The organism is Actinomycetota bacterium (genome assembly GCA_016700055.1).
Classification (GTDB): Bacteria; Actinomycetota; Acidimicrobiia; order Acidimicrobiales; family Ilumatobacteraceae; genus Kalu-18.
This window is the reverse complement of sequence record CP064997.1, coordinates 1,617,749-1,629,843: the sequence shown is the minus strand read 5'-3', so window position 1 is coordinate 1,629,843 and position 12,095 is coordinate 1,617,749. Positions and strand designations below refer to the sequence as shown.

Annotated in this window: 12 protein-coding genes; 8 read left to right on the top strand and 4 right to left on the bottom strand. The window is 71.0% G+C overall.

Annotation, left to right across the window (positions count from 1 at the left end; all coding sequences use genetic code 11):
• Positions 1-59 precede the first annotated feature (59 nt).
• The gene (gene larB, locus IPM43_07910) at positions 60-731 is read left to right on the top strand and encodes a nickel pincer cofactor biosynthesis protein LarB (GenBank protein ID QQS26378.1); all 672 of its coding nucleotides are present in this window, start codon (positions 60-62) and stop codon (positions 729-731) included.
• A complete protein-coding gene (larC, locus tag IPM43_07905) occupies positions 728-1,921 on the top strand; it encodes a nickel pincer cofactor biosynthesis protein LarC (protein QQS26247.1) in 1,194 nt (397 codons plus the stop codon). The genes larB and larC overlap by 4 nt, the downstream gene beginning before the upstream one ends.
• Here the strand turns inward: larC and IPM43_07900 are convergent.
• Entirely contained in the window at positions 1,903-2,622 is a 720-nt protein-coding gene (locus IPM43_07900) for a TlpA family protein disulfide reductase (GenBank protein ID QQS26246.1), read from the bottom strand. The genes larC and IPM43_07900 overlap by 19 nt on opposite strands.
• 5 nt (positions 2,623-2,627) lie before the next feature.
• Positions 2,628-3,176, bottom strand: coding sequence for a disulfide bond formation protein B (locus IPM43_07895; protein QQS26245.1), 549 nt, complete (start codon positions 3,174-3,176; stop codon positions 2,628-2,630).
• A gap of 40 nt (positions 3,177-3,216) precedes the next feature.
• Here IPM43_07895 and IPM43_07890 point away from each other — a divergent pair, with 40 nt between their 5' ends.
• The 4 genes from IPM43_07890 (at position 3,217) to IPM43_07875 (ending at position 7,969) form a co-directional block, all read left to right on the top strand.
• On the top strand, positions 3,217-4,914 hold the full coding sequence (locus IPM43_07890) for a hypothetical protein (GenBank protein QQS26244.1): 1,698 nt from the start codon (positions 3,217-3,219) through the stop codon (positions 4,912-4,914).
• Positions 4,911-5,657 (top strand): ABC transporter ATP-binding protein, encoded by a 747-nt coding sequence (locus IPM43_07885; GenBank protein QQS26243.1) that lies wholly within the window; start codon positions 4,911-4,913, stop codon positions 5,655-5,657. Before IPM43_07890 ends, IPM43_07885 begins: the two co-directional genes overlap by 4 nt.
• A gap of 10 nt (positions 5,658-5,667) precedes the next feature.
• Complete coding sequence (locus IPM43_07880) at positions 5,668-6,315, top strand: DUF2510 domain-containing protein (GenBank protein QQS26242.1); 648 nt, start codon at positions 5,668-5,670, stop codon at positions 6,313-6,315.
• An 82-nt stretch (positions 6,316-6,397) separates the two neighbouring features.
• A complete protein-coding gene (locus IPM43_07875; GenBank protein ID QQS26241.1) occupies positions 6,398-7,969 on the top strand; it encodes a Rieske 2Fe-2S domain-containing protein in 1,572 nt (523 codons plus the stop codon).
• 15 nt (positions 7,970-7,984) lie between these two features.
• Here IPM43_07875 and IPM43_07870 read toward each other — a convergent pair whose 3' ends face one another.
• The gene (locus IPM43_07870; GenBank protein ID QQS26240.1) at positions 7,985-8,641 is read right to left on the bottom strand and encodes a murein L,D-transpeptidase; all 657 of its coding nucleotides are present in this window, start codon (positions 8,639-8,641) and stop codon (positions 7,985-7,987) included.
• 4 nt (positions 8,642-8,645) lie between these two features.
• On the opposite strand from IPM43_07870, the gene IPM43_07865 reads away from it, so the two are divergent.
• A complete protein-coding gene (locus IPM43_07865) occupies positions 8,646-8,825 on the top strand; it encodes a hypothetical protein (GenBank protein ID QQS26239.1) in 180 nt (59 codons plus the stop codon).
• 210 nt (positions 8,826-9,035) lie between these two features.
• Here IPM43_07865 and gluQRS read toward each other — a convergent pair whose 3' ends face one another.
• Positions 9,036-9,968 carry a tRNA glutamyl-Q(34) synthetase GluQRS gene (gene gluQRS / locus IPM43_07860; protein QQS26238.1) on the bottom strand — a complete coding sequence of 311 codons (933 nt, stop codon included), beginning with the start codon at positions 9,966-9,968 and terminating at the stop codon, positions 9,036-9,038.
• Between the two features lie 109 nt (positions 9,969-10,077).
• On the opposite strand from gluQRS, the gene IPM43_07855 reads away from it, so the two are divergent.
• On the top strand, positions 10,078-12,090 hold the full coding sequence (locus tag IPM43_07855) for an EAL domain-containing protein (GenBank protein ID QQS26237.1): 2,013 nt from the start codon (positions 10,078-10,080) through the stop codon (positions 12,088-12,090).
• The last annotated feature ends 5 nt before the right edge of the window (positions 12,091-12,095 follow it).

Here is a 12,095-nt window from a genome sequence, read left to right as displayed (position 1 = left end):
TCAGCGACCTGGAGGCGGGCAGGGTGAACGCCGAGGCGGCATTCGCCCGACTCTGCCGCCTGCCCTTCGCCGAGGTCGGCGACTCACTGGTCGACCATCACCGGTCGTTGCGCCAGGGGATGCCAGAAGCGGTCTACGGCCCGGGAAAGTCGCCGGAGCAATGCGTGCGCATCGTCGGGGAGCTGCTCACCCACGGTGAAGGACCGGTGCTGCTGACGCGCGCCGACACCGACCAGCGCAAGGCGGTCGTCGCCGAACACGGCGAAGGTGAGGAGCGAGGCACGTCCTTGCTGTGGCGCCGCCCGGAGCCCTACCGCGACGCGCGGGTGCTGGTGGTCAGCGCCGGCACCGCCGACGTGCCTGTGGTCGACGAGTGCACGCTCACCCTCGAAGCCCACGGCTTCGCACCCGATCGGCTCACCGACGTGGGCGTCGCCGGCCTGCACCGGGTGCTCGCGCATCTCGACCGGATCACCACCGCCGACGCGGTCGTGGTCGTCGCCGGGATGGAGGGGGCGTTGGCGAGCGTCGTCGGCGGCCTCACCGCTACCCCTGTGGTGGCCGTGCCGACCAGTGTCGGCTACGGCTCCGGCCTCGACGGCGTCACGGCACTGCTCGCGATGCACGCGAGCTGTGCGAGCGGCGTGACCGTCGTCGGCATCGACAACGGGTTCGGCGCGGCGTGCGCAATCGCCCGGATGCTGCCCCCCACCGCTCGGCGGACAGCATGAGCCGCGTCGCCTGGTTCAACTGCTTCGCGGGGACGGCGGGAGACATGACGCTCGGCGCACTCGTCGACGCCGGGGCCGATCCGGCGGCGGTCGCGCAGATGCTCGGGGGGATCGGCCTCGACGGGTACTCGCTGACCTTCGAGACCGGCGGACGCGGCGGCATCGGCACCACCCAGGCGATCGTTTCCGTCCGCGGCGTGCAGCACCACCACCGTCCCTGGCGCGACGTGCGCGAGTTGCTCCAGCGTGGCGACCTTCCCCCGCGGGTACGGCAGCGCAGTCTGGCCGTGTACGGCGCGCTGGCCGAGGTGGAGGCGGGCATCCATCGCTCCCGCGTCGAAGACGTGGAGCTGCACGAGGTGGGTGCCGTCGACGCCATCGTCGACATCGTCGGCTCGTGCGCCGCGCTCGAGGTGCTCGGCATCGACCGCGTCTTCTGTAGCCCGATCGCGCTCGGTCATGGAACGGTCGCGGCCGCGCACGGCGACCTGCCGGTCCCGGCCCCTGCGGTGGTCTCCCTGCTGGCCCGGGTGCGCGCCCCCGCGCACGGCATCGACGACCGCCACGAGCTCGCCACGCCGACGGGCGTTGCCCTGATGACCGTGCTGAGCGAGTCGTTCGGGCAGATGCCCCAACTCGACGAAGTGACGAGCGTGGGCTACGGAGCGGGCGCGCTCGACCTGCCGGCGCGGCCGAACGTGGTGCAGGTCGTCGTCGGCGAGATGTCGGCGGTGAAGCGCCACGCGCCCTCGCCCGGCGTACCCGCGCGCCTGCTCGAGGCGAACATCGACGACGTCAGCGGCGAGGTCGTCGCGCACACTGTCGCCGCGCTGCTCGAGGCAGGAGCGTTCGACGCTTGGGCGACGCCGATCGTGATGAAGAAGGGCAGGCCGGCGACGACGCTCCACGTGCTGTGCGATCCGCTCCGCGCGGACGCGCTCGCCGCCGTGCTCGTGTCCGAGACCGGCACCCTGGGACTGCGCGGGATCACCGTGGAGCGTTGGCCCCAGGCACGTTCGGAGACGACCCTCGACCTCGACGGTTGCGCGGTTCGGGTCAAGCTGTCCCCGGGTCGGGTGAAGGTGGAACACGACGACGCGCTCGCCGCGTCACGTGCGCTCGGCCTGCCTCTGCGTGAGGTGATCGCCCGCGCCGAAGCGCTGGCCCGGGCTCAGCCGCCGAGCGACTGAGCGATCAACTGCTCCAACTGGTCGCTCGAGACCTCGCCCGACACGCGCGCGGCGACGTTGCCCTCGGCGTCGAGGATGACGAGGAACGGGAATCCGCTGACCCCGTAGGCCAGCCCGGCTGACGAAGCCTCGTCGTCGGCGAGCACCGGCCACGGCCAGAGCTCGTCCTCCAACCATTCAGAAGGCGGGTAGTTCGGACGCTCGTCGTCGGTTCCCGTTGCCACAGCCGTCACCTGCAGATCAGCGGGAACACCTCCCTGTTCGTGCCAGTCGACCAGCACGGGCACCTCGTCTTGGCAGTGGGGACACCAGTGGGCAAGGAAGACGAGCAGGCGCGGCCCGCCTTCGCCGGGCGTGATCTCGACGGGTGTGCCGTCGAACGACGATCCGCTGAGCGTCGGCGCGAGAGTGCCCACCGCCGGGTCGTTAGCCGGGTCGGCGAGTGCTTCCAGCGGGTCGCCGGTGATCGTCACCGCCTGGGTCTCGCCGGGTTCGGAGCCTGGCGCCGTGCTGGCATCGCTGCCGTTCGTCGGCGTCGTGGTGTCGGACCCGCCGTCGCCGTCGTCGCCGCCGGCGAGGATGGCGAACAGCAGCGCGACGACCGCGACGAGAGCGACGACCGCCCCGATCACCCACGGCGTGCGGCTCTTGCTCTTCGGCGGCGCCGAGGGTCGGGCGGGGATGCGGCTGGGTCCGGACATGGGGCTCAGTCCTCCAGGGGGCTAGAGAGCGATGGGAAGCGGATCACAGTCAACGCGATGATCGCCGCGAACCCGCACGCGGCCATGAACGCGAGCGTGACGAACCCGAACGTCTCGAACCAGACGTCGGTGCACGACGGGCCGACCTGGCAGGCACCTTCGCCGAGGGATGGCAGGCGTTCGATCAGGTAGTGGTAGACGGCGACGGCGAGACCGATCGTGGCAACGGGCACGACGTACCAGCCGACGCGGCGGTCACGGCGGACGGCGGCAACGAGCAGGATGACCGACAGCGGGTACATCGCGATGCGCTGGTACCAGCAGAGCTGGCAGGGCACGTAGTTGGCCACCTCGCTGAAGTAGAGGCTGCCCACCGTGCACGTGGCGGCGACGAGGAACGCCAGCCACAGCGACGAGCCCTGCACCGCGCGACCGGTCTCGGCCACGGCCGCGCTGTTGCCGGCGAAGAGGCGCGCGAAGACGTAGAGGACCGTGCCGGCGAGGGCGAAGAACGCGAGCACGGAGAAGAACACCTCGAACGACTCGACGTCCATCCCTGCAAGTGTGGCCCAGCGAGGCGCGAGGATGCAGGCCGTGAGCGGATTCGTGACCAAGGTCCCAGGGCACGAGGTGCCGAGGGGGTCGAGCATCGGCGGGCTGGGCGCGGTTCACGAACTGCGCCGCACCCGCCGGCGCAACCGCCTCGCGGACCTGGAGTGGTTCGAGGCCCTCTACCGCGTGTACATCGCGGCGTTCGTGGGCGGAGGCACGATTCTCTTCCTGGCCGGGTTCGTCGAAGACGTCGAGGTGAGCGCGACCACGGCCGACGACGTCCTCCATGCCGGCCCGGCGTGGCTCGGCCTGGTCGCCGCCGTCGCCTTCGCGCTCGGCGTGCGCGGTGGCGCGAACGGGGGCCCGCTGTCGCTCGAGGCAGCCGACGTCAGCCACGTGCTGCTCGCCCCTGTCGATCGTCGACGGGCACTGCTCGGACCTGCCGTGCAGCGGGTGCGCAGCCTGCTCTTCGCAGGCGCGGTCACCGGCGCCGCCGTCGGCGTGCTCGCCGACCGCCGGCTCCCGGGCACCGGTGCCGCGTGGGCGCTCGCCGGAGCGGGGTTCGGTGCGACGGTGGCCGCGCTCTACGCGGGAGGCGCCTTGGCGGTGCACGGGATGCGGCTGCGACGCTGGCTGGCCACCCTCGTCGCCGGTGCGGCGGTGCTGTGGCAGGTGGCGGCGGCGTTGACGGCCGCTCGGCGAGCGGGCGAGGGCGTCCGCGTGCCCGGCCCAGCCGACGTCGACGGCAGCCTGGCCCTCTGGGCGATGCGGGTGCGGTGGGTCGACCTCGTCGCCCCGTTGAGGGCGATCGCGCTGATCGGCATCGGCCTGGCGCTGCTCGGCGGGTTCTCGCTGGAGGCGCTCGCCAGGCGCAGCGCTCTCGTCAGCCAACTGCGCTTCGCCGTCACCCTGCAGGACCTGCGCACGGTGATGCTGCTTCGACGCCAGCTCAGCCAGGAGCGCACCCGCACCAGACCGTGGTTCCGCCTCGCGCGGCAAGGTGGTTCGCCGGCCACCTGGAGACGGTCATGGCACAGCCTGCTGCGCTTCCCCGCGGCACGCGTCGTACGCCTCGCCGTGCTGACGGCGGTCGCCGCCGCTTGCCAGGTGGCGGCGTTCCGGGGCACCACCGCCGCAGTCGTCGGCACCGGCCTCGCGTTGTTCGTGCTCGGCCTCGAGCTGGCTGAACCGCTGTCGCAGGAGATCGACCAGCCCGACCGCGCCGAGTCGCTCCCCGTGCAGCGCGGCGTGGTCCACCTGCGGCTGCTTGCCGCGCCGGCCCTCTCGGCCGCGGCGTTCGCCGTAGTCGGCGCAGCGGTGGTCTTCGCGTTGGAGCCGGGCACCACGACTCTCGCCGTGATCGCCGTGCTGGCGCTGCCGGTGACGCTCGCCGGCGCGGCAGGCGCGATCGTCAACATCGTGTCCGGCGCACCCGACCCCTACGTGGAGACCGCAGAGCGCAACCTGATGCCGCCCGAGGTCGCCGGTACGGCGACGATGGTGAAGGCCGCGTGGCCGCTCGCGCTGTCGATCGCCGGATCACTACCGGTGCTCGCCGTCCGAGCTGCGTACGAGGACGGCCAGCAGCCCGTTGCAGCCGCGCTGCGCACCGCTATCGGTGCCGTGCTGCTCGTCGCGGCGATCCTCACTTGGGTGCGGTTCCGCGACGACGCCAGACGCTGGTGGCGCTCGCACCTCGACCAGGCCCGTCACGCGGGCGCGGGTGGTGCACGGCGATGAGCCGCCATCCGCAGAAGCCCGAACGCGACGCGCGTCCCGCCGCGGCCCTGGAAGCGATCGACCTGACGAAGGACTACGGGGACGGCCCCGCGCTCGCCCCGCTGAGCCTGCGGGTGGAGCCGGGCGAACAAGTTGCGCTCGTCGGGCACAACGGGTCGGGCAAGACGACCCTGCTGCGGATGGCGGCCGGGCTGCTGGAACCCTCCGGTGGGCGCGCCACCGTGTTCGGCGAGGCCGCAGGCACGCTGCCGGCTCGGCGCAGGGTCGCCTACCTGTCCGATCAGCCGACCTTCTACGACGACCTGTCCGTGTGGGAGCACCTCGAGTACGTGGCCCGCATGCACGGAGTCGAGGAGTGGGACGAGCTCGCCGCCGAGCTGCTCGGACACGTCGGGCTGTACGAGCGAGCCGACGATCTGCCCAACCGCTTCAGCCGCGGGCTGAGGCAGAAGGCCGCGATCGTGCTCGCTTTCGTTCGGCCCTTCGATCTGTTGCTCGTCGACGAGCCCTTCGTCGGCCTCGACGCCGGCGGGCGCGACGCCTTGCTCGGCCTCCTCGCCCAGGCCGGGGCGGACGGCGCGACGCTCGTCGTCGCGACCCACGACCTCTCCTACGTCGACCACGTCGATCGCCTGGTGGCCCTACGCGACGGGGTTGTCGTCCACGACGGTCCAGGTGGAACGTCCGACGCGCAGTCACTCGTACGGTCAGAGCGAGACGAGGAGTTCGACGCGGACGGCTAACGTCACCGCCATGTTCGAGTACGTCACCGTCAGCTCCTCGTCCTACGACCCTGCCGGCCTGGCCACCAAGCTCACCGAGAAGTCGGCAGAGGGGTGGGAGGTGGTGGCCATCGTGCCTGCCGGCGGTGACGTCACCGCGTTCTGCCGCCGGGCACTCGGCACGCCGCAGTCCGAGTCGTCGTTCGGTGCGGCCGACACCGGTGCAGTGGTGGAGTCGGCCGAACCGGAGTCGGCCGAACCGTCCACCCCGGACTACGGCTGGGCGCCCGAGCCGGTGACCGTGCCCGCGGCTGGCGAATCCGTGCTCGGTCCCGACGAGGCCAGCGACACCGCCGAGGTGATTCCGGCCGAGCCGGTGATCGAGCCCGCCGGCTGGGGCGTGGCACCGGAGCCCGCGCCTGCGGCCGAAGAGGCTTCGACCCCCGAGCCCCACGTCAGCACGCTCGCCCCTCAGCCCGAACCGGCCGCGCCGGTCATCGAGCCCGTTCCCGCACCGGCCCCCGCCCCGGCTCCTGCGCCGGCGTCGGCACCCGCAGTTCCCGCGGGCTGGTACGCCGACCCTGCGGGCCGCTACGAGCTGCGCTACTGGGACGGCGGGCAGTGGACCGAGCACGTCGCGCGCGGCGGCGCCCAGTACACCGACCCTCCGGTCGCCTGAGCACGAAGTTCCCCGCCCACGACGACGGGCGCGGACTTAGGACCCTGATCCCCGGGATGGCGCGTCGGTAGCGTCCCGAAGCGTGCGCGCCACCTCCATCGGTCATGCCGGCATCCTCATCGAGACGCGTCAGGGCTCGATCGTCTGCGACCCGTGGTTCAACCCCGCCTTCTTCGGTTCGTGGTTCGTATTCCCCCGCAACGACCGCTTGCCCGAACGGGTCGCGAAGGCGATCCGGCGGCCGACGTTCCTGTACATCTCCCATCTGCACGGCGACCACCTCGACGAGGACTGGCTGCGCGCCAACATGGCACTCGACGTGCCGGTGCTGCTCCCCGGCTACCCGACGCGGGAGATGGAGCGGCGCATCCGCGGGCTCGGGTTCACCGAGATCATCCGCACCACCGACGGCGAGGAGATCGACCTCGGTGACGGCCTGACGGTCGCGATCCACGTCGAGACCTCGATCACCGACGGGCCGGCGGGGGACTCGGCGCTCGTCGTGAGCGACGGCGAGACACGCCTCGTCAACCAGAACGACTGCCGCACGAGCGACCTCGAAGCCCTCGCCGCCCACGGGCCGGTTGACCTCCACTGGCTGCAGTTCTCGGGTGCGATCTGGTACCCGATGGTGTACGACGAGCCGCCCGCGCGGATGCGTGAGCTGGTCGACGTGAAGGTGGACAGCCAGTTCGCGAGAGCGATGCGCTACGTCGAGTCGATCGACGCCCGCTACGTCGTGCCCTCCGCCGGGCCCCCGTGCTTCCTCGACCCGGAGTTGTTCGGCTTCAACGTGATCACCGGCGATGAGCTATCGATCTTCCCCGACCAGCGAGAGTTCCTGCGGCGACTGCGTGAGGCCGGACGCGACCGCGGTGTGCTGAACGTGCCCGGCACCGCGATCGACGTCACACCGACCGACCTCGTCGTGACGCACCCGATGCCCGATGCCGAGGTGGCCGCGATCTTCGAGCAGAAGGAGTCGTACCTGCGCAGCTACCAGGCGGACTGGACTCCGTGGCTGGAGCAGCACCGGGCGACGTGGAAGCACACCACCACCGACCTGCTCGACACCCTCGCCGCGTGGTGGGAACCGCTGCTCGCGATGGCGCCCACACTGCGCCGCGCGGTGGGCGCGCCGTGCCTGCTGCGTGCAATCGGTGAGGCGCCCGGCGAGACCGTCGAGGTGCTGATCGACTTCCCTGCTGGCGAGGTTCGCGCCTACGCCGGCGAAGAAGTCGGCTTCCGCTTCGAGATCGCGCGCCCGCTCGTCGAGACCGTGGCCGCGGCGAAGGCCGTCGACTGGAGCGACAAGCTGTTCTTGTCGTGCCGCTTCCGCGCTTGGCGCGAGGGGCCGTACAACGAGTTCCTCTACAACTTCTTCAAGTCTCTGTCGGTGGAGCGGATGCGCCGCACCGAGGCCGAGGCCCGCCGGAAGCTCGAGCCGCCGAGCGACGACGACCTCGAAGAGATCGAGCTCGGCGACTACGTGGTCGAGCGGTATTGCCCTCACCGGCGGGCAGACCTGTCGGTCTTCGGAGAGATCGACTGTGACCACCTGGTGTGCACCCTGCACGGGTGGACGTTCGATCTGCGCGACGGACGCTGTCTCACCGCGGCCGACCGCAACCTGCGCGTGCGTCCGAAGGCCTGACCGCCCGGTCCCGATTCAGACCCCGGGGTGCACCCACACGGGGATGCGCATCGGCAGCAGGTTCACGGCCCAGATGAAGTCCATCGCCGGCACGCTCACCCGCACGCAGCCATGTGAAGCGGGGTAGTTGGGGATGCTGTTCGAGCCGTGCACGGCAATGCCGCCGTTGAAGTACTTGGGGCGGTAGATCTCGCCGAGATCTCCCTCCCACCAACCCTCCGGGCGCTCACGGTTCACGTGGAACAGGCCGTTGTCGGTGACGCTGTCGCCTACCTCGACCTTCGTCGGGTCGTTCTTGTTGACCTCGATGTAGGGCTTCTCCGACCCGGTGGAGGTGTTGAACACCCACAAGGTGATGCCGTTGTGCACGACGAAGAGGAGCTGGCGCGCCTTGTCGACCTCGACCATCGTCCCCGAGTCGACGTGGGCACGTGCCCGCTCGGTGATCGCCGAGAGGAACTCGGCAGTGAGGCCGTCGACCGAACCAGTCGCCTCGAGGCCGACGTACTTCTGGAAGGCCATCACAGCCTGACGGGTGGTGAGCCCGTAGTCGCCGTCGTAGCCCTGGAGCCAGAACCCGAGCTCGATCAAGCGGAGCTGGATGCGGGTGGTCTCCGCACCGTCGCTCGTGCCGACAGCGACCAAGGGCGCGCCGAGCGCGGGGACGGGCACGAGGTTGCGCGGCAGAGTCGTCGTCGGAGCAGGCGCCGTGGTGGTGGTGGCGATCGTCGTCGTCGGTGCATCGGTGGTGGTCGTCCGCGGCACCCTGGTGGACGACGTCGAATCAGCCGCCGCCGTGGACGGGACCGTCGTGCTCGACACCGGTCGGCTCGTCGAGTCGTCGGTCGGCGCCTGAGTCGGCCGGGACGGCCCAGAGGAAGCGTCCGCGTCGCCGTTGTTCGTCAGCTCGCAGCCCGCGACGAGTGGCAGCGCCCCGAGGGCTAGCAGCGCAGCGAGGGAGGTGCGTCGTGTCAGCGGCATCGTGGAGGTCGGCTAGTTGGGTCTGGTGACTCTGCGTAGCCGCCGAGAGTCTACCCGTGAGCACTCCGACCACTCCGGCGCGTCGTCACGGCGACGTCCACGTCCACGGTGCCCGGGGCAGCCGTTCCGGGTCGAACGAGGCCACCAGCTCCTGTGGCGAGCACGGTGTGCGCACCTCACCCCAACCGAGCGAACGAGCAAGGATCGCGACGACCTCTTGCGCGGTGACCCCTCGCGCGGCGAGCGCCGCGAGGGTGACGGCGCCGTGGCGCTTGGCCAGCCGCAATCCGTCGGCTCCGACCACGAGCGGCACGTGCATGTAGGCGGGGGTGGGCAGGCCGAGCAGCCGCTGCAGATGCACCTGTCGCGGCGTCGTGGCCAGCAGGTCGTCACCGCGGACGACCTCGGTGATCCCCTGGGCCGCATCGTCGACCACGACCGCCAGGTTGTACGCGGGCACGCCGTCGTTGCGGCGCACGACGACGTCGTCGACGACAGCGCTCAGGTCGCCGGCGAGTTGATCGTGGACGGTGACGACGGCGCCACTTGCGTGGAGGCGCAGCGCCGACGGCCGTCCGCTGCGCGCCAACTCGGATCGCTCAGCGGGGCTCAACCTGGCGCAAGTGCCGGGGTATGCGCCTTCGGAAGGCACGCCGTGTGGTGCCCGTGCCGCTTCCCTGATCTCGCGGCGAGAGCAGAAGCACGGGTAGCAGAGCCCACGCTGCTGCAGATCGTCGATGGCGGCCTCGTAGAGGTGGAAGCGCTGGCTCTGGCGCACGACTTCGCCGTCCCAGTCCAATCCGAGAGCCGTCAGGTCGCGTAGTTGGGCCTGCTCGTGGGCAGGGTTCGCAGTGACCCGGTCGAGATCTTCCATCCGCACCACGAACCGGCCGCCGCTTGCTCGGGCCGACACCCACGCCACGAGCGCGGTGCGCAGGTTGCCGAGGTGCAGTTCACCCGTCGGCGAGGGGGCGAACCGCCCAGTCGGCGTCGGAGCCGGTCCTCGCTGATCGGGCACGGTTCCAGTGTGCCCAAGCGCACCGCGCCACCGGGCGATCGTCAAGCATCCGTCACGATCCGTGTGCCATCGTCAAGGACCTGGTCGAGGCGCCGATATCGACATCGTGGTGGGTGCAGACCTGGCGGAGGAAGAGGTCGATCCCGCGGATTTCGCCGCGGAGGACGACTATGTGGAGGCCGGCGCACTCGACAGCACGGTCCGCCAACTGAAGAGCGGCTCGTACGCCCTGGCGCCGACCGTAATCCTGATGTCGATCGCCTTTGCCGGACGAGTCGAGGCTCGAAACCTGATCGCCTGGGTAGCGGCGGGCATCCTCGCCCAGATCCTCACGGCGTGGGTGACCGCGCGGTACCGCCAGCGCGCGTCGACCGGCGAACGGGGGGGTACGTGGTGGCCAGGGCTCCACGCCGCCGCCTTCGCCATGGCAGCCGTGTGGGGCGCCGCGCCGCTGCTGCCGGACGCCACCGACACCGCGCTGCTGGTGGCATTCGTGCTGTTCCCCTTCGGCGCCATGGCGTTCAACGTCCTCCAGTGCGCGGCGGTGCGGTCGCTGTTCCTCACCTACCAGATCACCGCGGTCGCGGTGTTCGAGTTGGCGCTGCTGCTCGGCGATACGCGCGAGTCGATCGCCGTTGCCGTCGCCGCGCTGGTCTGGTTCGTCCTCACCGTCACGTTCCACAACTTCGTCCTCGATGCTGCGATCACCGCATTGCACCTGCGCTGGCGCACGGCTGAGCTCGTCGGCAACTTGGAACGCGAGCGCGAGCTACTCGCCGAGGCGAACTCGCTGCTCGCCCACCAGACGATCCACGATTCGCTGACCGGGCTGCACAACCGTCGCGGCACGATGGAGGCGCTGGAGCGCACGATCGAGGAGCACCGCGCCATCGGCACCCAGGTCGGCGTGCTGTACCTGGACCTCGACCGGTTCAAGAGCGTGAACGACTCCCTCGGCCACCGTGCCGGAGACAACTTGCTCGAGGTCGTCGCGCGCCGGCTGGAGCGCGCGGTTCCGAGCGACGCCACTGCCGGGCGCCTCGGAGGTGACGAGCTCGTCGTGATCCTGCCCGGCATGCAGGACCGCGAAACCCTCGTCGAGCTCGCCGCTCGGATTCGTCGGGTCATCGCCGAGCCGCTGCAGCTCGACGGGCGCGAAATCGCCGTATCGGCGAGTGTCGGTGTGGCGACCGGCCCAGAGGAAGCGGAGACGGCGGCAGACCTGCTGCGCCACGCGAACACGGCGCTGCACCGCGCGAAGGAGCGCGGGCGAGACCGGATCGAGGTGTTCGACACGCTCCTGCGTGCAGAGGTCGACAGGAAGATCGCGAGCGAGCGGGCGTTGCGCCGCGCGATCGACAGCGCCGACGTCGTGCCGTTCTTCCAACCGGAGCTCGACGCGGTGAGTGGGCGGATCGTCGGGGCCGAGATCCTCGCCCGCTGGGTACGCCGGGACGGCACGGTCGCCCATGCCACCGAGCTGCTCTCCATGGCCCAGGACGCCACCACCCTCGAGCGGCTGACCGAGGCGGTGATGCAGCAAGCGCGCCCGGTCGTTCGCCGCCTGGCCGCACTCGGGCTCCCGAGCGGGTTCCGCTTCCGGATCAACCTCCCCCAGCGCACGAGCCCTCGTGCCTGGCGGGACGAGCGAATCGAGTCCTTCCTCGCCGGCCTCGATCCGATGATGGTCACGCTCGACGTGTGCGAGGCCGCCGTCTTCGGCGATCTCACCCACGCCGCGGGCAGGCTCGCCTCGCTGCGCACGCGCGGCGTGCGGATCTGCCTCGAAGACGCCGGGCGTGGCCTCGGGTCGTTGTCGCTGCTGCGATCGCTCCCCCTCGACGAGGTGCGCATCGACCGCGTCGCGATCGACGCGCTGGAATCCCACCCCCACGACCGGGCGCTGGTGCGGGCCGTCATCGGGCTCGCCCATGAGCTCGGCCTCGGCGTGTCGGCAGACGGGGTCGAGACCGGGGCGCAGGCCGACGTGCTGCTGGCGCTCGGGTGCACTCGCCACCAGGGTCACCTGCACGCGGCGGCGATGCCGGGAGCATCGCTCGAGCAGTACCTGCTCGACCACGTGATGCAGGGCCCGTCCAGCCATCACGATCCACTGTCGTGATCGCG

Excerpts from the sequence above, each read along its gene's own strand:
- IPM43_07895 (QQS26245.1), bottom strand. The coding sequence starts at position 3,176 with ATGGACGTCGAGTCGTTCGAGGTGTTCTTCTCCGTGCTCGCGTTCTTC.
- IPM43_07880 (QQS26242.1), top strand. The coding sequence starts at position 5,668 with ATGTTCGAGTACGTCACCGTCAGCTCCTCGTCCTACGACCCTGCCGGC.
- larC (QQS26247.1), top strand. The coding sequence starts at position 728 with ATGAGCCGCGTCGCCTGGTTCAACTGCTTCGCGGGGACGGCGGGAGAC.
- IPM43_07900 (QQS26246.1), bottom strand. The coding sequence starts at position 2,622 with ATGTCCGGACCCAGCCGCATCCCCGCCCGACCCTCGGCGCCGCCGAAG.
- IPM43_07885 (QQS26243.1), top strand. The coding sequence starts at position 4,911 with ATGAGCCGCCATCCGCAGAAGCCCGAACGCGACGCGCGTCCCGCCGCG.